Below are 19,521 nucleotides of genomic sequence, written 5' to 3'. Positions count from 1 at the left end.
GGAACAGGCCGAGGTCCTCGGCCCGGCGGGTTCGATTCCCGTCCGCCTCCGTTCTATTTTCGAACCATGGACTCACGCAGGCGCGTGCCCCGCACCGACCTCGTGCTCGCCGATCCGCGGCTGGCCGCGACGGTGGAGAGGCTGGGCCGGGCGGTCGTCAAGGACGCGGTGGCCCACGCCCAGCGGCGGGCGCGGCAGGGCGAGATCGCGCCCGAGGAGGTCGCGGACGCGGCCGTGGCGGCGCTGCCGCCGTACGCCGCCGGTATGCGGCCGGTGCTCAACATGACCGGAGTGCTGCTCCACACCAATCTCGGCCGCGCACCCCTGTCCGCCGCGGCGGTCTCCGCGGCGGTCTCCGCCGCCGGCTCCGCCGACGTGGAGTTCGACCTGGCCACCGGTGCCCGCGCCCGTCGCGGGCGGGGCGCGGTGGAGGCGCTCGCGCGGGCCGTGCCCGCGGCCGAGGACGTGCACGTGGTCAACAACAACGCCGCCGCGCTCGTGCTGGTGGCCACCGCGCTCGCCGCCGGGCGGGAGATCGTGATCAGCCGGGGCGAGCTGGTGGAGATCGGCGACGGGTTCCGCATCCCCGACCTGCTGGTGTCCACCGGTGCCAGGCTGCGCGAGGTGGGCACCACCAACCGCACCTCCCACGCCGACTACGCGGCCGCAGTGGGACCGGAGACCGGGTTCGTGCTCAAGGTGCACCCGTCCAACTTCCGGATCGAGGGCTTCACCGGCGCGGTCGAGGTCGCGGAGCTCCGCGACCTCGGCGTGCCCGTCGTGGCCGACATCGGCTCCGGCCTGCTGGCGCGCGAGCCGCTGCTGCCCGGGGAGCCTGACGCGGCGGGCACGCTCAAGGCCGGCGCCGACCTGGTCACCGCCAGCGGCGACAAGCTGCTCGGCGGGCCGCAGGCGGGCCTGCTGCTCGGCCGCCGTGACCTGGTCGAGCGGTGCAGGCGGCACCCGCTCGCCCGTGCCCTGCGGGTGGACAAGCTGACGCTGGCCGCGCTGGAGGCCACCCTGCGTGGCCCGGCCACGCCCGTCCACGAGGCGTTGCACGCCGATCCGGCGGCGCTGGGCGAGCGTGCCGAGGCGCTCGCCGGGGAGCTGGCCGAGGCCGGGGTCGACGCGAGAGCCGTGCCGAGCGAGGCCGCCGTGGGCGGCGGGGGAGCACCGGGGGTGCGGCTGCCGAGCGCCGCGGTGAGCCTGCCCGAGCGGTTCACCGTACCGCTGCGGACCGGCGAACCTCCGGTCGTCGGCCGGGTGGAGGGCGGCCGGCTCCTGCTCGACCTGCGGACCCTCCCCCCGGACCGGGACGGCGACGTGGTACGGGCGGTCCTGAGGGCGCGGGGCTGATGCACGTCGTCGCCACGGCGGGCCACGTCGACCACGGCAAGTCCACGCTGGTGCGGGCGCTCACCGGGATGGAGCCCGACCGGCTGGCCGAGGAGCGGCGGCGGGGACTGACGATCGAGCTCGGCTACGCCTGGACGGCGCTGCCCTCGGGGGAGCGGCTGGCCTTCGTCGACGTCCCCGGACACGAGCGGTTCCTCGGCACGATGCTGGCCGGGGTGGGAACGGTGCCCGCCGTCATGTTCGTGGTGGCGGCCGACGAGGGCTGGATGCCGCAGTCCGAGGAGCACCTGGTCGCCCTGGAGGCCCTGGGAGTACGGCACGGCCTGCTCGTGGTGACCCGCTGCGACCTGGCCGACCCCGGGCCGGCGGCCGATCAGGCCCGGGCCCGCCTGGCCGCCGGTGGCCTGGGCGGGGCCGGGACGCTGGCGGTGAGCGGGCGCACCGGGCAGGGCCTCGGCGAGCTGCTGCGGGCGCTGGACCGGCTGGTGGCCACGCTGCCGGCGGCCGATCCGCGGGCGCCGGTGCGGCTCTGGATCGACCGGGTCTTCAGCGTGCGGGGCAGCGGCACGGTCGTGACCGGGACGCTGCCGGCGGGCACGATCGCGGTCGGGGACGAGCTGGCCCTCCCCGGCGGGCCGGTGCGGGTGCGGGGACTGGAATGCCTGAAGGAGCCGCTGGCCTCGGTGACCGGTGTGGCGCGGGTGGCGGTCAACCTGCGCGGGCAGGCCCTCCCCGGGCGGGGCGAGGCACTGGTCACGCCGGGCGGCTGGACGTGCACCGACCTGGTGGACGTGCGGATCTCCCCGGTGGGAGCGGCCGCGGGAGCCGGAGCGGGCGGGGCGGCCGGCGGCGGCCGGTGGGGGCGGGAGGTTCCGGCCCGGGAGCGCGGGCCGGCCGGCCGGGACGGGGCCGACCTGCCGCGGCGGCTGACCGCGCACATCGGGTCGGCGGCGGTGGTGTGCGCGGTGCGGCCGCTCGGCGGGCGGATCGTACGGCTCCGCCTGGCCCGGCCGCTGCCGCTGCACCTGGGCGACGTGCTGCTGCTGCGCGACCCCGGCCGGGACCGTTCCGAGGTGCGGGTCATCGCCGGGGCGAGCGTGCTCGACGTACGCCCGCCCGCGCTGCGCCGCAGGGGCGCGGCCCGGGAGCGCGCGGCCCGGCTGGCGGTCCCGCCGGACGCCGCCGCGCTGCCGGTCGGCCACCCGCTGTTGCGCGCGGGTGACCTGCTGGCCATGGGGTGCGTCCCGGCGGGACGGCCGGTGTGCGGCGACTGGCACGCCGACCCGGCGTACTGGTCGGCGCTGGGGGAGCGGCTCGCCGAGGCGGTACGGCGCTACGCCGCCGGTCATCCGCTGGAGCCGGGCATGCCGGTCGAGGCGGCCCGCCACGGGCTCGGCCTGCCCGACCGGCGGCTGGTCGCGGCGCTCGTGCGGCCCCCGCTCGCCGTCGTCGACGGGCGGATCGTCAGCGGCCCCGCGGGCCTGCCCGCCCCGGTGGCCCGCGCGGTCGAGCGGCTCCGCGCGGAGCTGGCCGCGCACCCCTTCCGGGCGCCGGAGGCCGGGCGGCTGGCCGAGCTGGGGCTGGGGCCCCGGGAGCTGGCGGCGGCCGTGCGGACGGGAGCCCTGCTCCGCGTGGCCGACGGGATCCTGCTGGCGCCCGGCGCGGAGACGCGGGCGGCGGAACTGCTCGCCCGGCTGCCGCAGCCGTTCACGGTCAGCCAGGCCAGGCAGGCCCTGGACACCAGCCGCCGGGTCGCGGTGCCGCTGCTGGAGCATCTCGACCGCCGGGGGGTGACCGAGCGGGTGGACGGGGTCCACCGCCGGTGCCCGGCGCCGCACCCGGGCGGGTGCTGAACGCCGCCGGTGCCCGGCATGTGCCGGGCGGGTGCTGAGCGCCGTTGGGACGCGGCATGTGCCGGGCGGACGCTGAGCGCCGCCCGCCGGGGCGCGCCGTACGCCCGGGGAATCCAGGCCCCGACGGAGCCCGGCGGGACCGCCCGGCCGGTCAGGCGGGAGGCCGCTCTCCGGCTCTATGGGGAGATTGCCCGGTTACTGGAGTAGTCGTCGGGTATGTACTTTGACCTGGGGAAAGAACCACCGTCGTCGGGGGTTGCGATGGCCGGCTACCCGCCGGGAAGGCCGCTCGGAGGCCATGGAGGCCATGGCTTCCTCCGCCCGGGCCCGGCCGCTGCCCCCCTCACGGGAAACGGCACGCCGGACCACGCCGGACTCGGCTCCGTCCCGTCCCCGTCCGCGGCGCCCGTCGCAGCCGCCCGTCACGTGTCCGGGCGTACCGGACGCGGGCAGGCGGCCCGCACGGCCCCGTGACAGCGGCGGACGGCCGTCCGGCCGGCGCTTCCGGCGAGGAGGGGGAACGTCATGCCGGACAACAGAGGCGTCACCTACCAGGGACCCGGCAAGGTCGAGGTCCAGGAGATCGCCTACCCCGAATTCGAGCTCAAGGACGGCCCGGGGGTCAACCCGGCCAACGTGGGGCGCAAGGTCCCGCACGGGGCGATCATCAAGACCGTCGCGACGAACATCTGCGGCAGCGACCAGCACATGGTCCGCGGCCGCACCACCGCTCCGGCAGGCCTCACCCTCGGCCACGAGATCACCGGTGAGGTCGTCGAGGTGGGTCCGGGCGTGGAGTTCATCAAGGTGGGCGACCTCGTCTCCGTACCGTTCAACATCGCCTGCGGCCGCTGCCGCAACTGCAAGGAGGGCAAGACAGGGGTCTGCGAGAACGTCAACCCGGACCGGCCCGGCTCCGCCTACGGCTACGTCGACATGGGCGGCTGGATCGGCGGGCAGGCCAACTACGTGCTCGTCCCCTACGCCGACTGGAACCTGCTGAAGTTCCCGGACAAGGACCAGGCGATGGAGAAGATCCTCGACCTGGCCATGCTCTCGGACATCTTCCCGACCGGCTTCCACGGCTGCGTCACCGCCGGGGTGAAGCCGGGGTCGACCGTCTACATCGCGGGCGCCGGCCCGGTCGGGCTCGCCGCCGGCGTCTCGGCGTTCCTGCTCGGGGCCGCCGTGGTCATCGTCGGCGACCTGAACAAGGAGCGCCTGGCCCAGGCCGCCAGCTTCGGCTGCGAGACCATCGACGTCTCCGCAGGAGAGCCGAAGGACCAGATCGAGCAGATCCTCGGCGAGCCCGAGGTCGACTGCGGCGTCGACGCGGTCGGCTTCGAGGCCCGCGGCCACGGCTCGGAGGCGGGCACCGAACATCCCGCCACCGTGCTCAACTCGCTCATGGAGGTCACCCGCGCGGGCGGCGCGCTCGGCATCCCCGGCCTGTACGTGACCGGTGACCCGGGGGCCGCGGAAGAGGCGGCCAAGGTGGGATCCCTGTCGATCAGGCTCGGTCTCGGCTGGGCCAAGTCGCTGGCCTTCACCACCGGCCAGTGCCCCGTCATGCGGTACAACCGCCAGCTGATGATGGCGATCCTGAACGACAGGGTGCAGATCGCCAAGGCGGTCAACGCCACGCCGATCTCGCTCGACCAGGCACCGCAGGGCTACGAGGAATTCGACAAGGGCGCGGCGCGCAAGTACGTGCTGGACCCGAACGACATGCTGGCCAAGTCCGCCTAGGCCGCGGCCCGCCACGAGGGCGCCGCCACGCGCCCCGACGAGGGAGCGCGTGGCGGCGCGGAGAGGGGTTCCCGGGTGGGATGGCCCTACCCGACCAGCTTGTCGAGGCGGATCGGCAGGTCGCGGATCCGGACGCCGGTGGCGTGGTGGACCGCGTTGGCGACCGCCGCGGCGGTGCCGACGATGCCGATCTCGCCGATGCCCTTGGAACCCATCGGGTTGAGGTGCGGATCGTCCTCCTCGATCCAGAACGCCTCGACGTCGCGCACGTCCGCGCAGGCCGCGATGTGATACTGGGCGAAGTCGTGGTTGAGGTAGTCGCCGAACTCGCGGTCCATGACGCTCTCCTCCAGCAGGGCCATCGACAGCCCCATCGTCATGCCGCCGATGAACTGCGAGCGCGCGGTCTTCGGGTTGACGATCCGCCCGGCGGCGAACACCCCGAGCAGCCGGAGCACCCGTGTCTCCCCGGTGTCGGCGTCCACCCCCACCTCGGCGAACTGGGCGCCGAAGGCGTGCCGCGCGAACCGCTGCTGTCCCTTGATCTCCTCGGTGGTGTCGGCGTCCGCCTCGACGCCGCCGGCCGGGTCCCCGCCCCGCCGCTCGAGTTCCTCCCGCAGCGCCTCGCAGGCCCGCACCACGGCCGTGCCCCACGAGGCGGTCCCCATCGACCCGCCGGCCAGGGAGGCGGTGGGCAGCGCGCTGTCGCCGATCTCCACCCGGACCCGGTCCGGCGAGGTGCGCAGCGCGTCGGCGGCGATCTGGGTGAGCACCGTCCGGGCGCCGGTGCCGATGTCGGTGGCGGCGATCCGCACGGTGAAGCGGCCGTCCGGCTCGGCGCGGGCGCTCGCCCGGGAGGGGCTCCGGTAGACCGGGTAGGTGGAGGCCGCCACCCCGGTCCCGACCAGCAGCCGGCCCCGGCGCCGGATCCCCGGCGCGGGGTCGCGCCCGGCCCAGCCGAACCGCCGCGCCCCCTCGCGCAGGCAGGCCACCAGGTTCCGGGAGCTGAAGGGCAGCCCGCTCTCCGGGTCGATCTCCGGCTCGTTGCGGATCCGCAGCTCGACCGGGTCGAGCCCGCAGGCGATCGCCAGCTCGTCCATTGCCGACTCCAGCGCGAACATGCCCGGGGTCTCGCCGGGCGCGCGCATCCAGGACGGGGTGGGGACGTCGAGCCGGACCAGCCGGTGGCTGGTGCGCCGGCCGGGCGCGGCGTACATCATCCGCGTGGGCACGGTGGTCTGCTCGGCGAACTCCCGGACCGTGGAGCTCTGCTCGAACGCCTCGTGCACGATCGCGGTCAGCCGCCCGTCGGTGTCCGCGCCGAGCCGTACCCGCTGGATCGTGGGCGTGCGGTAGCCGGTCACCGCGAACATCTGCTGCCGGGTCACGGTGAGCTTGACCGGGCGGCCGGTCTGCTTGGCGGCGAGCGCGGCGAGGATCACGTGCGGCTTCGGGGCGCCCTTGGACCCGAAGCCGCCGCCCACGTGCGAGGAGATCACCCGGACGTTCGCCGGCGGCATGCCGAACAGCGACGCGACGGTGTCGCGGACCGCCGGCGCCCCCTGGTTGGAGTCGTGGAGCGTCAGCCCGTCGCCGTCCCAGACGGCGACCGTCGCGTGCGGTTCCATCGGGTTGTTGTGCTCGGCCGGGGTGCTGTAGGTCGCCTCCAGCACGATCGGGGCGGCGGCGAGGGCCGCGTCCGGATCGCCCTGCTCGGTGTCGGTGGGGAAGGCCGGGTTGACGTGGTCCGGCCGGTACAGCCCCGGGTGGTCGGCGCGCAGCTCGACGTCGTGCGGCTCGGCGGCGTACTCCACCCGCACCAGCCCGGCCGCCTCCCTGGCCCCCTGGAGGGTCTCGGCCACCACGACGGCGACGTACTGGCCGCGGTAGGCGACCCGCCGCGACTGGAGCACGGCCAGCTCGGCGTCGTCGGCGGGGGCCAGCCTGGGGGCGTTGCCGTACCAGATGGCGGCGATCACGCCCGGGTATTTGAGGACGGCGTCGACGTCAACGGCCTGGATCTCGCCGCGGGCGACGGTGGCCTGCACCGGCACCGCGTAGGCCAGGTCCCGCGGGGAGCGCTCGGCGGCGTACCGGGCCCGGCCGGTGACCTTGTCGAGGCCCTCCACCCGGTCCAGCGCCGAGCCGACAAACGACGGGGTCGTGGTGGTCATGGTGTCTCCACGAGTTCGGTGAGGGTACGGACCAGCACGTTCCGGGCGAGCGGCACCTTGAATCCGTTCTCCCGCAGCGGCCGTGACCGGGCCAGCTCGGTGTCCGCCGCCCGGGCGAACTCGGCCGCCGTGGCGGGGGCCCCGCGCAGCGCCTCCTCGGCGAGCTCGGCCCGCCAGGGCACGTGGGCGATCCCGCCGAAGGCGATCCGGCAGTCGCGGACCGTGCCGTCGGCGACCTCCAGCGCCGCCGCCACCGACACCACCGCGAACGCGAACGAGGCCCGGTCCCGGACCTTGCGGTAGCGCGACCGGGCCGCGGCCGGCAGCGCCGGCAGCTCCACCGCGGTGATCAGGTCGCCCGGATCCAGCACGGTGTCGCGGTCCGGCTCGTCGCCGGGCAGCCGGTGCAGGCCGGGCATCGCCACCCGGCGGGCCCCGTGCCGTCCCTCCACCCGCACGCCCGCGCCGAGCGCGGCCAGCGCCACGGCCATGTCCGAGGGGTGGGTGGCCACGCAGGCGGGGGAGTGGCCGATGATCGCCAGGTTGCGGTGGTCACCCTCGACGGCCGGGCAGCCGGAGCCGGGCCGCCGCTTGTTGCACGGCTTGGAGACGTCCTGGAAGTAGGAGCAGCGGGTGCGCTGCAACAGGTTGCCGCCGACGGTGGCCATGTTGCGGATCTGCCCCGACGCCCCGGACAGCACCGCCTCGGCGAGCATCGGGTAGCGCCGCCGCACGGCCGGGTGGGCGGCCAGATCGCTGTTGCGGACGCCCGCGCCGATCAGCAGGCCGCCGTCCGGGGTCTCCTCGACCGTGTCGGGGGCGATCCGGGTGACGTCCACCAACGCCTCGGGCGAGGCGACGCCCAGGCGCATCAGGTCCACCAGGTTCGTGCCGCCGCCCAGGTACATGGCCTTGGGCTGCTCCTCCAGCGCGGCCACGGCCGCCCGCGCGTCCGCGGCCCGCCGGTAGACGAAGGGCCTCACCGGGCCACCTCCCCTATCGCGGCGACGATGTTGACGTAGGCGCCGCAGCGGCAGAGGTTGCCGCTCATCCGCTCGCGGATCTCGTCGTCGTCCAGGCGCGGCGCGGCGTTCAGGTCCGCGGTGACCGCGCTCGGCCATCCCGCCCGGGCCTCGGCCAGCATCCCGGCCGCCGAGCAGAGCTGTCCGGGCGTGCAGTATCCGCACTGGAAGGCGTCGTGCTCGATGAACGCCGCCTGCAGCGGGTGCGGCGTGTCTCCCTCGGCCAGCCCCTCGACGGTGGTGATCTCCCGGTCGTCGAGGGTCACCGTCAGCGTCAGGCAGGACTTCACCCGCCGCCCGTCCACCAGCACCGTGCAGGCCCCGCACTGCCCGTGGTCGCAGCCCTTCTTCGCCCCGACCAGGTCGAGCTGCTCGCGGAGGGTGTCGAGAAGCGTCTCCCGGGTGTCCACGGTGATTGGATAGTCATTACGGTTGACCGAAAGCCGGATGTCCACCATGACCGGAGTCGGGACATCCCATCGCGTCGTATCGGCTTCGTCATTCATGGCGCTTCCCTACCCGATTGTCTGCCTGGGATTTCCCCGATTTCACCAACGGAGGTTTGACCTCTCCGTCGAATGTCCGGAGTGCTCTAATTTAGGATGGCATTAAAAGTTTAGATTGCCATTAAATGGGAATAAAGGAGTGCTGCAAATGGGGAGGCGGTAGCCATGACGGATCGCCTGTTTCGGGATCGCCGGGACGCCGGCCGCGTTCTGGCCGGTCTCCTCGGGCACTACCGGGACCAGCCCGGCGTCGTCGTCCTGGGGCTGCCCCGGGGCGGGGTGCCGGTGGCCTACGAGATCGCCAGAGCCCTCGCCGCCCCGCTCGACGTCTTCCTCGTCCACAAGCTCGGCGTCCCGGGCCACGAGGAGCTGGCGATGGGGGCGATCGCCGACGGCGGCGTGACCGTGCTCAACGACGACATCATCGGCGGCCGCGGCCTCTCGCCGGAGACCGTCGAGGAGGCGGCCGAACGGGAGCGGCGCGCGATGCGCCGGCGGGAACGGCTCTACCGGGAGGCGAGGACCATGCCCGACCTCGCCGGCAAGATCCTCATCGTGGTCGACGACGGTCTCGCGACCGGTGCGAGCATGCGCGCGGCCATCCACGCCCTGGGCCCGCTGCGGCCGGCGCGGATCGTCGCCGCCGTCCCCGCCGCGCCCGCCTCCACCTGCCGGGAGCTGGCGGAGCTGGTCGACGAGGTGGTCTGCGCCAGCACGCCGTCGCCCTTCTTCGCGGTCGGGCAGGCTTACGTGGACTTCACCCAGACAGGTGACACGGAGGTGCGGGAGCTTCTCCGGGCCGCGTCGGAGGCCGACGGGTCCGGCGCCGGCGCCTAGAGTCCCGGCGGACCCGGCGCCGGCGCACGGGGCTCCGGCGGGCGCCGGAGGAGGGGGAGGGGCCCGGCGCCCGCCCGTCCGCCGTCCGAGCAGTTCAAGGGGGCAGTTCAAGGGGAGGGAGATGAGTCGGATGGTCGAAACGGGTTTCCCGGCCTTCGACACCGCCGTGGACAAGACGAACCGCGTTCTCAAGGTGATCGAGGACGCCTACGGATGGCCGAAGGCGCGCAGGAACCGCTCCTACACCGCGCTCCGGGTGGTCCTGCACACTCTCCGCGACCGCCTCACCGTCGACGAGATCGCCCGCCTCGGCTCCCGGCTGCCGATGCTGACCCGCGGCATCTACTACGGCTCCTGGGATCCCGGCCGCGCCCCGATCAGGATGGACGCCGCGGAGTTCGTCGCCCGGGTGCGCGGCAGGCTCCCGGACAAGATCCTGGAGGAGATCGGCGGCGACGCCGAGCGGCTGATCCACACGGTGGTCCACGCGCTGCGGGAACACATCGACGAAGGGGGGTGGGAGGACATCAAGTCGATCATGCCCAAGGACCTGGCCGCCGCCCTAGCGTAGGCCGGACGACAGCTCGGCCAGCAGCTCGCCCACCTCGCGCTCCACGCCGGGGTCGAGCAGGTCGTGCCCGGCCATCCACGCGTCGTCGAAGACGGTGTCGAGGTATTTCTCCCCGGTGTCGTTGACCACCGCCACGGCCGTGGATCCCGGTGGCACGGAGGTCATCAGGCGCAGCGCCTCGTGGACCACCCCGCCCGCCGACCCGCCGACCAGCAGGCCGGTACGGCGGGCCAGCGCGCGCGCGGTGCCGAACGCCCGGCGGTCGGAGACCTTGCGCCCCTCGTCGATCAGGTCGAAGTCGACCAGCGCCCCGATCGGCGCGCCCGGCGGTGTGCCGGTGCCCGACTGGTGGTAGGGGCCGCCGGGGCCGCCGAAGGCGATGGAGCCCACCGGCTCCACCCCGACGATCCGCACGCCGGGCATGGTGCGGCGCAGCTCGCGGCCCGTCCCGCAGAGCGACCCCCCGGTGCCCACCGCGCCGATCAGGTGGTCGACGCCCTCCGGCAGCGCCTCGGCCAGCTCGCGGGCCAGCGCCCGGTACCCCCCGGCGTTGCTGGGATTGTTGTGCTGCTCGGTGAAGACCGCGCCGTCGGTGTCCTTGGCCAGCCGGGCCGCGAGCTCCTCGCGCGCCGCGGTGGCCAGCTCGCCGTCGCCGGTGACGTACACCAGCTCCGCGCCCATCGCCCGCATCGCCCGCAGCTTGTCGGGGCAGGCGTGCCCGTCCACCACGGCGGTGAAGCGGTAGCCGCGCTCGGCGGCCACCAGCGCGAGCCCCAGGCCGGTGTTGCCCGAGGTGGACTCGATGATGTGGCCGCCGGGACGGAGCGCGCCCCGGCGCTCGGCCTCGCACACCATCTCCAGCGCCATCCGGGTCTTGGCGGTGCCGAGCGGGTTGAACTGCTCCAGCTTCAGCAGCAGCCGGCTGCCGGAGCGGTCCTGGCACAGCGACAGCAGGGGCGTCCGGCCGATCAGGTCGGTGACTTTCCGTACGATCCGCAGCGTGATCACTCCTCTGGTCGGGCTGCTCCGGTCAGGCCGGCGGCCGGTCCAGCCGCCAGCTCCCGTCGGCGTTCACCACGACCTTGGGCGGCAGCGGCAGCCCGTGGAACGGTGACTCGTTGGAGTCCATCTGGTATCCGGCGGTGTTGGGATAGACGAGCAGGTCCCCCCGCCTCGGCCGGCCGGGCAGGGCGATCCTGCGCCAGGTGAGCATGTCGGACTCCAGGCAGCTCGCCCCGCCCACGCAGGACTCCGACGCCGGCCCCTCCCGCGCCGGGACGGGGACCGGCTCGGGCAGGAACTCGCTGTTGAACCACTGCTCGGACAGGCTCAGGCTGGTGCCGTCCACGGTGACGATCCCGTACTCCCTGCCGTGCCGCGCGTCCTTGACGCCCTGGATCCGGAAGATCGTCAAGCCCGCCTGGTCGAGCAGGGCGCGGCCCGGTTCCAGGATCAGCGTGACCCCGGAGCCGCGCAGCAGGGCCGCCACGTCCGCGCTCCCGCCGCCGGGTCTGGCCGCCAGCACCGCGCGCAGCGCCGCCGCCCCGGCCACCGGCGAGTGGTAGGGGTAGAACCCGTCGAACCGCCTGCCGGCGTGGAAGTGCGCGGGATCGTCGGTGAAGCGCCGCCAGTCCTCGGCCGCCAGATAGTCCACCGCGAACCCGCCGCCGATGCTGATGCGGGCGGCGGGGAGGCCCCGGGCCCGCGCCCGCTCGCACCAGCGCAGCAGCAGGGCGGCCGTCTCGGCGCGGGGCCCCACCTCGTAGCCGGACAGATGGCAGCTGAACCCCTCCAGACGCGGCGGCCCGCACCGCTCCAGCGCCCGCTCCAGCTCCTGCGGCGTCATGCCGAACCGGCTGTGCGGCTGGCTCGGCGGCGTGACGCGCAGCATGATCCGCGCGCCGTCCAGCGCGGCGACCCGGTCCAGCTCGTCGAGGGCGTCCACGGTGACCAGACAGTCGTGCCGTACGGCCAGGCGGAGCAGGTCGTCAGACTTGGCCGGGCCCGTCACCACGATCCGCGTGCCGCGCACGCCGTGGCCCAGCGCGTCCCGCAGTTCCGGCACGCTGGCCACGTCCACTCCCGCGCCGAGCTCCGCGCAGGTTTCGATCCAGCACGCCGCCTTGTTGGCCTTCTTGGCGTAGTGGACCTCGCCGGTGACGCCGGTCTCCTCCAGCACCTCCAGGAAGGCGGTCAGGTTGGCCGCGAACCGGTCGGGCAGGAGCACGTGGTAGGGGCCGCGCAGGCCGTAGGCGAGCTCCCGCAGCAGCCCGGATCCCTCGCCGAGCAGGGTGCGCGCCGGCTCCGACAGCCTGGCGGGCAGAGGCGCGCTCAGTCCCACAGGTCGATCACCTGCCCGAGCCCGCGCTCCCCGGCCACCCGCGCGAAGTGGTGGCCGAGCGCGATGTCGGTGATCACCAGGCCGCTGTTGTAGGCGAAGATCCGCTGCCCGCCGCCGGTCCGCGCCTCGGCCCGGCCGGCGAGCACGTCGGGCAGCTCGGCGTCCACCGGGCGCAGCACGCCGTGCTCGTCGGCCAGGTCGGTGCCGGTCACCGCCATCTGCGCGGCGCTGGTGGCCAGCACGCGGTCGGCCCGGTGCAGGGTCGAGGGGGCCAGGCCGTACCCGACCAGGACGCACAGCGCGTCCGGCCGGAGCCAGTCCGCCTCCACCGCCGCGGTGGTGGCGGGGCCGGCGACGGCGAGCACCACGTCGGCCTCCGCCGCCGCGGCCCGCAGGTCCGGCACGGCCTCCACCTCGCGCCCGGGCACCGAGTCCCGTACGGCGCGCAGTCCGCCGGGGTGGGTGCCGAAGACCATGAGCCGTTCCAGCTCGGGCATCGTGGCCGTCAGGTACGGCAGGGCCTGCCGCCCCTGCACCCCGGTGCCGACCACCAGGGCGCTGCGGCTGCCGGGGGCGGCGCACTCGCGGGCGAGCAGCGCCGACGCCGCCGGGGTGCGCATCGCGCCGATCCCGCCGCAGTCCATCAGGGCGACGGGCCGCCCGGAGACGTCGTCGTAGAGCGTCAGCGAGGTGTAATAGCACTCCCGCCGGGGGTGGAACCGGTATGAGGTCTTGAAGGCGACCACCCCGCGGGTGCCGTCCCGGCCGAGCATGGCGTAGGACACCGAGTGCCCGTCGGGCGGCTGCAGCGTCAGCTTGCTCGGATTGGCCGACAGCCCGGCGGCCAGGGCGCGGTAGGCCTCCTCCACCACCGCGATCACCTCGGCCGGCCCGAGCTCCACCTTGGCCAGGTCGCTCCTGCTCAGAACCCGCATCACCGCTCCTGGCAGGGATCGATCGGCTGCTGGCCGTACCCGTGCTCGGTGGCCTCGGCCGACGGGCGGGCGCGGTGGGGCAGGCGGACGTTGACCCGCTTTAGCCAGCGGTCGGTGCCGTCGTAGCGGGCGCGGAACGGCTCGCGGCCGTGCACGACCGCGTCGTTGTCGATGACGAGCACGTCGCCGGGGTCGAGCCGCACGCCGGTCCTGACCCGCTCCAGCTCGCGGCCGAGCCGCCCGTAGGCGGCCCGGTAGCCGGGGCCCGCCTGCTCCAGCGGCGTGTAGGCGGGGTCGAAGCGCAGGCACAGGCCGTCCTCGCCCTGCCACAGGGTCGGGACCCTGGGAGGTTCGAGGGGGGAGCGCCGGGCCTCGTCGTAGGCGTCGTCGGGGAGGATGGGCAGGACGGGGGCCGACAGCGTCTCGACGTCGGCCCCGTCGAGATCGGTGTGGCGCACGGCCGCGGCGCTGGTCGCCACCCGGTCGGGGTTGCGCAGGCAGCCCAGCAGCATCAGGTGGGCGCGCCTGTGGTGGAAGGCGTCCTCGTTGTGCGCGGCGAGCGTGACCGTGCTGCTCGCGCCGGTCTGCCCGTGCTCGTGGCCGCGGCTCGGCACGATGTCGTGCACCAGCCGCCCGTCCTGCTGTCCCTCCCAGCCGAACGGCCGGCCGGCGGCGGCGGCCAGCAGCAGCAGGGCGACGTCCCAGACGGCCGTGCGTTCGGGGGAGGCGTCCGACCAGTGCGGCGGGGTCGCGCCGAGGCCGGCGTCGTCGACGGGCAGGCCGCGCAGGACGTACAGGCCGGTGGCCGGGGCGGGCGGGGGGCAGAGATCCCCGAGGTCGGCGGCCGCCTCTGGGAGGTGCTGGATCAGTTCAGGGTTCGACGCCGTTTCATACATCGATACAAGGGCATTTGCTCGGCTGATGAGCGTGTCAGGTCCGATTTCTCGGACAGGGGTCGGGTTGGAGTACACCTGGATTACCGCCTTGGTCCGTCGAGAGATGACGTTCCGGTCCCGGAGTTCATGGGTGTCGATCGATGGAATGCGACGCTAGTCCACCAAGAATTGATAAGGCAAGGCTTGCCTAAGTTATAAAAATATAATCTCTCCGTCATAAGCTCGTGATCTGCAAATATTCATCGAAACGGACATTTCCGGCCTTGAGCTGGCGAAAAAATTAGGGTAGGCAAACCTTAATGACGCCGTAAGGGAGGAGCCGGAGGTGGAGCTGACGAGGAGACGGATCCTGGCGACCGGAGGAGGACTGGGGGTGGGCCTGCTGCTGTCGGCCTGCGGCTCCGGACCCCGGCGGGACGCCGCCGGAGCCACGCCCCCGCCCGGTCCGCCCAGACCGGGCGGCACCCTGCGGGTGGGAGCGGTCGGCAAGGCGTCCGCGGTCACCCGCGACCCGCACGGCGTCCAGGTCAACGACAGCGACTACCTCATCCTCGCGCTGGTCCACGACGCGCTGACGGTCCCCGGGGACCGGCCCAACGTGGCCCCCCGGCTGGCCGCCCGCTGGGAGCCCAGCGACGACCTGAAGCGATGGCGCTTCACGATCGCCGAGGGCGCGACCTTCCACGACGGGACGCCGGTCACCGGTGCCGACGTGGCCTGGTCGCTGCGGAGGCTGCGCGCCACACCGGCCGGCGCGACCCGGCTGCCCGGCATCGGCGCCGGCGGGATCAGGGCCGACGGCCGCAACGCCGTGACGCTCACCAGCGCCTACCCCAACAGCGAGGTGCCGCTGCTGGCCCGGCTGACCACCTTCACGCTGAAGGAGGACACCAAGGACGTGGCGAGGGCGCCGGGCACCGGCCCGTTCCGCCTGGAGTCCTTCCGGAACGGCAGCGCCCGCCTGGTCCGCAACGACTCCTGGCACGGCGGCGAGGTCCCGCTGGACGCCATCGAGGTGCGGATGTTCGAGTCGCCCCAGGCCATGGCCAACGCCATGCTGACCGGCCAGATCGACCTGGCCTCCAACGTGGGCGCGGTCGCCGCCCGCACCGCCGAGGGCAGGGACGGCGTCCAGGTGATCCGCCGCCCCGACGACATGGCCATGCCGATCGTGATGCGCACCGCCGACGGCCCCTTCGCCGACGAGCGCGTACGGCTGGCGCTGCGCCTGGCCGTCGACCGGGAGGCCATGGTCAGGCAGGTGCTGTCCGGCTACGGCGCGGTCGCCAACGACGTCCTCGGCACCGCGGATCCGGCCTACGCCGGGGACCTGGCCCAGCGCGGCCGCGACCTGGCACAGGCCGGAAGGCTGCTCGACGGGGCCGGTTTCGACAGGAGGGCGGCCTACGAGCTGTTCACCACCGAGGACGTCCCCGGCCTGGCCGAGTCGGCGACCCTGTTCGCCACCCAGATGCGCGAGGCCGGGATCACCATCAAGGTCGTCAAGCAGGACCCCGACGTCTTCTGGGAGAGGACCTGGCTCAAGGCCCCCCTGTACACCACCTACTGGGGCACCAACGACTCGGTGGTCTTCTTCGCCGGCAAGACCCTCAGCTCCGACGCCGCCCAGAACGAGGCCGGCTGGAAGGACCCGGCCTTCGACGCGGCCTACCGCAAGGCCGTCGGCACCCCGGACGGCGCCCGGCGCGCGGACGCGCTGCGCGAGCTCCAGCGGCTGGAGCACGAGCGCTCCGGCTACCTGCTGTGGGGCATGGCCGACGGCGTCGACCTGGCCGCCGCGGGGGTCGGCGGCCTGCCCAGGCTGCCCGGTTACGGCAGAGTCCAGCTGGAGCGGGCATGGCTGAGCGCCTGACCGCCGGCCGCGCCATGCCCGGCCCGCCCGCGCGCCGGGCGGCCCGGCCCGCCCCGTCCGGGCCGGCGCCCCTCCTCCTGCGGGGACTGGGCGTGCTGGCCCAGCGGGTCGCGCTGCTGGCCGCCCTGCTCGTCGCGGTCTTCGCGGCGATGGAGTTCCTGCCCGGCGACGCCGCGCGCGCCAGCCTCGGCCGGGGCGCCACGGCCGAGGCCGTCGCCGCCCGCAGCGCGGAGCTCGGGCTGGACCAGCCCCTCTGGAGCCGGTTCCTGCGCTGGATGGCCGGTCTGCCGGCCGGTGACCTGGGCGTGACGTCCCGGGGCGAGCCGGTGGCCGAGGTCCTGGGCCGCCACTTCCCCGGCACGCTGCTGCTCGGCGGCCTCGCCTTCGCCGTCACCATGGCGGCCGCGCTCGCGCTGGCCGGCGCCGCGGCGCTCCGCCCCTCCTCGGCGCTGGACCGCGCGATCTCGGGGACGTCGACGATCGTGGCGGCGCTGCCGGAGTTCGTGGTCGCGAGCGTCCTGGTCCTGGTCCTGGCGCTCTGGGCGGGCCTGCTGCCCGCGGTCACCGTGACCGCCGCGGGCGGCGGCGGGCCCGCGTCGGCGGCCATGCTCGTGCTGCCGGTGCTCTCGCTCGCCGTGCCGCAGATCGGGTGGAACACCCGCATCGTCCGCGCCGCGCTGGCCGACGAGTGCACCGCGCCCCATGTCGAGGCGGCCGTCCTGGACGGGCTCCCGCCCCGCCGGGTGCTGCTGCGGCACGTGCTGCCCGGCGCCCTGCCCGCGATCGCCGCCGGCGCGGCGACGTCGGTGGGCATGCTGCTCGGCGGCGCCGTCGTCGTCGAGACGATCTTCAACTATCCGGGCGTCGGCAGCGTCCTCGCCGGAGCGGTCCGCGACCGGGACACCCCCCTGGTGGCGGGCGTGGTGGTGGCGACCAGCGTGGCCGTCCTCGCCGTGCTGCTGGCCGCGGACCTGGTGCGAGGCTGGGCCTCGGTGAGGCGCTCATGAGGACCGTGCTCCGCCTCCTGCCGGCCGGCCTGATCGCGGCGATCGCGCTGGCGGGGCCGCTGCTCGCGCCGCACGCGATCGACACCCCGGTCGCCGCCCCCTACGCGCTGCCCGGCTCCGGCCTCCCCCTGGGCGCCGACGAGCTCGGCCGGGACGTCCTCAGCCGCCTGCTGGGCGGCGGCCGCGACCTGCTGCTCACCTCGCTCGCCGTGGCGTGCGCGGTCACCGTCGCCGCCGCGGCGCTGGGGACGGCCGCCGCGCTGCGCCCCGCCCTCGGCCGGCTGGTCGAGCGGCTCGCCGACCTCATGATCCTGCTGCCCGCGGTGCTGGCCGTGCTGCTGGTGGTGCTCTCCTGGCGGGGCGGCGGCCGGGTGGCGCTGGTCACCGCGGCCGTCGTGGTCTCCCTGCCGTACGCGGTCCGCATGGTGGCGGGGGCGGCGGCGCCCATAGCCGGGTCGGGGTACGTCGAGGCCGCCGCCGCCGGGGGAGAGCGGCTGCCCCAGCTCATCTGGCGCGAGGTGCTGCCCAACCTCCGCGCCACGCTGCTGGTCCTGCTCGGCCTGCGCTTCGTGGCGGCCGTGTACGTGGTCACCACCGCGGCCTTCCTGGAGGCCGGACCGCAGCCGCCGGCCGCGGACTGGGCCCTGATGGTCCGCGAGAACGCGCCCGGCATCCTGCTCAACCCCTGGGCGGTCGTCGTCCCCAGCCTGGCCATCGGAGTGCTGGCACTGAGTGTGCAGGCGGCCGCCGAGGTGCTCGTACCGCGGCCCGGACGGCAGGCGGTGACCAGGCTGTGAGCTCCAGGACGGCGGTGGTGGAGATGGACGGGCTCGTCCTGACGGACCCGGCGGGCGGCGTCGTGGTGGACGTGCCCCCGGTGACCGGGGAGCGGGGCGCCGTCGTGGCCCTGGCCGGGCCCTCGGGGATCGGCAAGTCCACCGCGCTCCGCGGCATGCTGGGGGCGCTGCCGGAGGGCCTGACCCACCGCTCAGGGCGGGTGCGCGTGCTGGGCCAGGAGGTCCTGGGCCTTGATCCGGTACGGCTGCGCCGGCTCCGCCGCCACCACATCGCCCTGGTGGACCAGGACCCGGCCGCGCGGCTCAACCCCCGCATGCGCGTCCGCCACCTGCTGGCCGAGCTCGCGGTCCGGCCCGGCCTCGACGAGCTCCGCCGGCTGCTGGCGGAGGTGCGCCTGCCCGCCGGGGACGAGCTGCTGGCCCGCCGCCCCCACCAGCTCTCCGGCGGCCAGCAGCGCCGCCTGGCCCTGGCCCGTGCCCTCGCCCGCCGCCCGGACCTGCTGCTCCTCGACGAGCCGACCGCGGGCCTGGACCCGTCACTGGGAGGGGAGATCGGCCTGCTCGTCCGGGAGCTCGCCGACCGCCACGGCATGGCCGTGATCCTGGCCTCCCACGACAGGGACCTGGTCGACCGGATCGCCGACCGGGTGATCGAGCTGGCCCCCCGGACCCCGGACACGATCTCGGCCACGGTCCTGGTCCCGGACACAGCCCCGGTCCTGGTCCCGGACGTGATCTCGCGCCCGGCCCGGCTCCCGGCCCCGGACGCCCCACGGAGGCCGGCACCGGAGGAGGCCCAGGTCCCGCGCCCGGCCCCGGACGCGGTCCCGGCCCCGGCTCCGGGCGCCGGCTCGGGGCGGACGGCTCCGGGGACGGCGCGGAGCTCGCCGGCGCTGGCCATGCGGCGGCTGCGCGCCCGCGCGGGCAGGCGCGGCCGGACCATCCTGCACGACGTCGAGCTGGAGCTGGGCCAGGGGGCCGCGCACGCGGTCATCGGGCCGTCCGGCGCGGGGAAGACCACCCTCGCCAGGGCCATCACCGGCCTGCACCCGCACGCCGAAGGCGTCGTCGAGCTGGCCGGCCGGCCGCTCCCGCTCCGGCTCGCCCGCCGTACCGGGGAGCAGCGCAGGCTGGTCCAGCTCGTGCCGCAGGACCCGCTCGGGGCGCTCAACCCCGTCCGCACGGTCGGCGCGGTCCTCGCCCGCCCGATGCGGCTGCACCGGCGCGCCGACCCCGCCGACGTCCCGGCCCGGGTCGAGCGGCTCCTCGCCGACGTGGCCCTGCCCGCCGAGACCGCCGGCCGCCTGCCGCACGAGCTGTCCGGCGGGCAGCGCCAGCGGGTCGCCCTCGCCCGCGCGCTCGCGGCCGACCCCGCCGTGCTCGTCTGCGACGAGGTGACCTCGGCGCTGGACGCCCGGACCGCGCACGCCCTCATGGAGCTGCTGATGCGCCTGCGCGAGGAGCGCGGCCTGACGGTCGTCCTGGTCAGCCACGATCTCGACCTGGTCGCCCGTCACTGCGACACCGCCTGCGCGATCGACGAGGGGCGGATCAGCTGGGCCGGCCAGGCGGGCGCGGTCGCCGAGCGCCGGTGACACGCTCCG

Annotated in this window: 16 protein-coding genes; 9 read left to right on the top strand and 7 right to left on the bottom strand. The window is 75.0% G+C overall.

The window, feature by feature from the left end:
• The first annotated feature begins 66 nt into the window (after window positions 1-66).
• The 3 genes from selA (at window position 67) to fdhA (ending at window position 4,958) form a co-directional block, all read left to right on the top strand.
• Window positions 67-1,356, top strand: coding sequence for an L-seryl-tRNA(Sec) selenium transferase (gene selA, locus ACZ6R6_RS32070; RefSeq protein WP_470099671.1), 1,290 nt, complete (start codon window positions 67-69; stop codon window positions 1,354-1,356).
• Complete coding sequence (locus ACZ6R6_RS32065) at window positions 1,356-3,209, top strand: SelB domain-containing protein (RefSeq protein WP_470099669.1); 1,854 nt, start codon at window positions 1,356-1,358, stop codon at window positions 3,207-3,209. The genes selA and ACZ6R6_RS32065 overlap by 1 nt, the downstream gene beginning before the upstream one ends.
• A 525-nt stretch (window positions 3,210-3,734) precedes the next feature.
• The gene (gene fdhA, locus ACZ6R6_RS32060) at window positions 3,735-4,958 is read left to right on the top strand and encodes a formaldehyde dehydrogenase, glutathione-independent (protein ID WP_470099667.1); all 1,224 of its coding nucleotides are present in this window, start codon (window positions 3,735-3,737) and stop codon (window positions 4,956-4,958) included.
• Between the two features lie 86 nt (window positions 4,959-5,044).
• Here the strand turns inward: fdhA and ACZ6R6_RS32055 are convergent, their stop codons facing one another.
• Genes ACZ6R6_RS32055 through ACZ6R6_RS32045 form a run of 3 tightly spaced genes read right to left on the bottom strand, consistent with a single transcriptional unit; the run spans window position 5,045 to window position 8,660 of the window.
• On the bottom strand, window positions 5,045-7,132 hold the full coding sequence (locus tag ACZ6R6_RS32055; protein WP_470099665.1) for a xanthine dehydrogenase family protein molybdopterin-binding subunit: 2,088 nt from the start codon (window positions 7,130-7,132) through the stop codon (window positions 5,045-5,047).
• Window positions 7,129-8,115 carry an FAD binding domain-containing protein gene (locus ACZ6R6_RS32050; protein WP_470099663.1) on the bottom strand — a complete coding sequence of 329 codons (987 nt, stop codon included), beginning with the start codon at window positions 8,113-8,115 and terminating at the stop codon, window positions 7,129-7,131. The genes ACZ6R6_RS32055 and ACZ6R6_RS32050 overlap by 4 nt, the downstream gene beginning before the upstream one ends.
• Window positions 8,112-8,660: a 2Fe-2S iron-sulfur cluster-binding protein gene (locus ACZ6R6_RS32045; RefSeq protein WP_470099661.1), complete on the bottom strand. Its 549-nt coding sequence runs from the start codon at window positions 8,658-8,660 to the stop codon at window positions 8,112-8,114. The genes ACZ6R6_RS32050 and ACZ6R6_RS32045 overlap by 4 nt, the downstream gene beginning before the upstream one ends.
• Before the next feature lie 165 nt (window positions 8,661-8,825).
• Between ACZ6R6_RS32045 and ACZ6R6_RS32040 the strand changes: the two genes are divergently transcribed.
• Entirely contained in the window at window positions 8,826-9,497 is a 672-nt protein-coding gene (locus ACZ6R6_RS32040; RefSeq protein ID WP_470099659.1) for a phosphoribosyltransferase, read from the top strand.
• Between the two features lie 130 nt (window positions 9,498-9,627).
• A complete protein-coding gene (locus ACZ6R6_RS32035) occupies window positions 9,628-10,068 on the top strand; it encodes a DUF2267 domain-containing protein (RefSeq protein ID WP_470099657.1) in 441 nt (146 codons plus the stop codon).
• Here the strand turns inward: ACZ6R6_RS32035 and ACZ6R6_RS32030 are convergent.
• Genes ACZ6R6_RS32030 through ACZ6R6_RS32015 form a run of 4 tightly spaced genes read right to left on the bottom strand, consistent with a single transcriptional unit; the run spans window position 10,060 to window position 14,240 of the window.
• Entirely contained in the window at window positions 10,060-11,076 is a 1,017-nt protein-coding gene (locus ACZ6R6_RS32030; RefSeq protein WP_470099655.1) for a cysteine synthase family protein, read from the bottom strand. The genes ACZ6R6_RS32035 and ACZ6R6_RS32030 overlap by 9 nt on opposite strands.
• 22 nt (window positions 11,077-11,098) lie before the next feature.
• Window positions 11,099-12,409 (bottom strand): alanine racemase, encoded by a 1,311-nt coding sequence (locus ACZ6R6_RS32025; RefSeq protein WP_470099653.1) that lies wholly within the window; start codon window positions 12,407-12,409, stop codon window positions 11,099-11,101.
• A complete protein-coding gene (locus ACZ6R6_RS32020; RefSeq protein ID WP_470099651.1) occupies window positions 12,400-13,344 on the bottom strand; it encodes an ornithine cyclodeaminase family protein in 945 nt (314 codons plus the stop codon). The genes ACZ6R6_RS32025 and ACZ6R6_RS32020 overlap by 10 nt, the downstream gene beginning before the upstream one ends.
• Window positions 13,344-14,240 carry a TauD/TfdA family dioxygenase gene (locus tag ACZ6R6_RS32015; RefSeq protein ID WP_470099649.1) on the bottom strand — a complete coding sequence of 299 codons (897 nt, stop codon included), beginning with the start codon at window positions 14,238-14,240 and terminating at the stop codon, window positions 13,344-13,346. Before ACZ6R6_RS32015 ends, ACZ6R6_RS32020 begins: the two co-directional genes overlap by 1 nt.
• Before the next feature lie 325 nt (window positions 14,241-14,565).
• Between ACZ6R6_RS32015 and ACZ6R6_RS32010 the strand changes: the two genes are divergently transcribed.
• The 4 genes from ACZ6R6_RS32010 to ACZ6R6_RS31995 are packed head-to-tail and all read left to right on the top strand — an operon-like array spanning window position 14,566 to window position 19,512.
• A complete protein-coding gene (locus ACZ6R6_RS32010) occupies window positions 14,566-16,113 on the top strand; it encodes an ABC transporter substrate-binding protein (RefSeq protein ID WP_470099647.1) in 1,548 nt (515 codons plus the stop codon).
• The gene (locus ACZ6R6_RS32005) at window positions 16,098-17,120 is read left to right on the top strand and encodes an ABC transporter permease (protein WP_470099645.1); all 1,023 of its coding nucleotides are present in this window, start codon (window positions 16,098-16,100) and stop codon (window positions 17,118-17,120) included. Before ACZ6R6_RS32010 ends, ACZ6R6_RS32005 begins: the two co-directional genes overlap by 16 nt.
• Window positions 17,117-17,917 (top strand): ABC transporter permease subunit, encoded by an 801-nt coding sequence (locus ACZ6R6_RS32000; RefSeq protein WP_470099643.1) that lies wholly within the window; start codon window positions 17,117-17,119, stop codon window positions 17,915-17,917. Before ACZ6R6_RS32005 ends, ACZ6R6_RS32000 begins: the two co-directional genes overlap by 4 nt.
• Complete coding sequence (locus ACZ6R6_RS31995; RefSeq protein WP_470099642.1) at window positions 17,914-19,512, top strand: ABC transporter ATP-binding protein; 1,599 nt, start codon at window positions 17,914-17,916, stop codon at window positions 19,510-19,512. The genes ACZ6R6_RS32000 and ACZ6R6_RS31995 overlap by 4 nt, the downstream gene beginning before the upstream one ends.
• Window positions 19,513-19,521 lie beyond the last annotated feature (9 nt).

The organism is Streptosporangium sp. NPDC048886 (genome assembly GCF_055586905.1).
The sequence above is the reverse complement of the archived record's forward strand: the minus strand, read 5'-3'. Positions and strand labels throughout refer to the sequence as shown.

Coding starts and splice junctions, on each gene's coding strand:
- ACZ6R6_RS32005 (WP_470099645.1), top strand. CDS start 16,098: ATGGCTGAGCGCCTGACCGCCGGCCGCGCCATGCCCGGCCCGCCCGCG.
- ACZ6R6_RS32020 (WP_470099651.1), bottom strand. CDS start 13,344: ATGCGGGTTCTGAGCAGGAGCGACCTGGCCAAGGTGGAGCTCGGGCCG.
- ACZ6R6_RS32055 (WP_470099665.1), bottom strand. CDS start 7,132: ATGACCACCACGACCCCGTCGTTTGTCGGCTCGGCGCTGGACCGGGTG.
- ACZ6R6_RS32045 (WP_470099661.1), bottom strand. CDS start 8,660: ATGAATGACGAAGCCGATACGACGCGATGGGATGTCCCGACTCCGGTC.
- selA (WP_470099671.1), top strand. CDS start 67: ATGGACTCACGCAGGCGCGTGCCCCGCACCGACCTCGTGCTCGCCGAT.
- ACZ6R6_RS32015 (WP_470099649.1), bottom strand. CDS start 14,240: ATGTATGAAACGGCGTCGAACCCTGAACTGATCCAGCACCTCCCAGAG.
- ACZ6R6_RS32065 (WP_470099669.1), top strand. CDS start 1,356: ATGCACGTCGTCGCCACGGCGGGCCACGTCGACCACGGCAAGTCCACG.
- ACZ6R6_RS32035 (WP_470099657.1), top strand. CDS start 9,628: ATGGTCGAAACGGGTTTCCCGGCCTTCGACACCGCCGTGGACAAGACG.
- ACZ6R6_RS32000 (WP_470099643.1), top strand. CDS start 17,117: ATGAGGACCGTGCTCCGCCTCCTGCCGGCCGGCCTGATCGCGGCGATC.
- ACZ6R6_RS32040 (WP_470099659.1), top strand. CDS start 8,826: ATGACGGATCGCCTGTTTCGGGATCGCCGGGACGCCGGCCGCGTTCTG.
- fdhA (WP_470099667.1), top strand. CDS start 3,735: ATGCCGGACAACAGAGGCGTCACCTACCAGGGACCCGGCAAGGTCGAG.